The 572-nt window shown below is 65.9% G+C and carries 1 protein-coding gene; it reads right to left on the bottom strand.

Going from position 1 to position 572, the window contains the following annotated elements; translation table 11 throughout:
- Nucleotides 1-464 (bottom strand): helix-turn-helix domain-containing protein (locus tag MJ604_RS23645; RefSeq protein WP_243061265.1); only part of this gene is annotated, 464 nt, incomplete at its 3' end.
- Nucleotides 465-572 lie beyond the last annotated feature (108 nt).

Below are 572 nucleotides of genomic sequence, written 5' to 3'. Positions count from 1 at the left end.
GGGATCCGGGCGAGCTTCTTGACGTCCATGTGGGCCAGCTCGCCGGGTCGCTCGCGTTCGTAGCGCACGGCGGTGGTCTTCGATGCCCTGATCACTTCACCGGTGATCGGATCCAGCGCGCACAGCTGTGGCAGGTGGTGGCGGACGATCACCCGTGACACCGTCCGTGCCGGCACGCCGAGCTCGGCACCGATCCAGTCCGGACCGCGCCGTTCACGGGTGCGTAGCTCCACGATCCGCTGCTCGACCGTGGCCGGGGTCTTCGACGGGCAGGAGTGTGGTCGCGAGGACCTGGTGACCAATCCTGACTCACTTTCGGCGGCATAGCGGACAAGCCAGGTCTTCACACACTTCCTGGAGACCCCCATCGCCGCAGCGATGTGGGCCTGGCGCCAGCCCTGCTGGTGGCGTTGAACGATCAGCAACCGACCATGGACGGTCAGCCGGGCACTACCGTGAGACATGGAACCTCCGGGTTGGACGTGGGCCTTCGACAAGCCACACCCCACCCGGAGGTTCTCTTCACGTCAACGGCCAGAACCGCTACCAACGTCCTGGCCGGGTACAACTAG

The organism is Nocardioides sp. SR21, assembly GCF_022761125.1.
Taxonomy (GTDB): Bacteria; Actinomycetota; Actinomycetes; order Propionibacteriales; family Nocardioidaceae; genus Nocardioides.
This window is presented reverse-complemented; position numbering and strand designations above follow the sequence as displayed.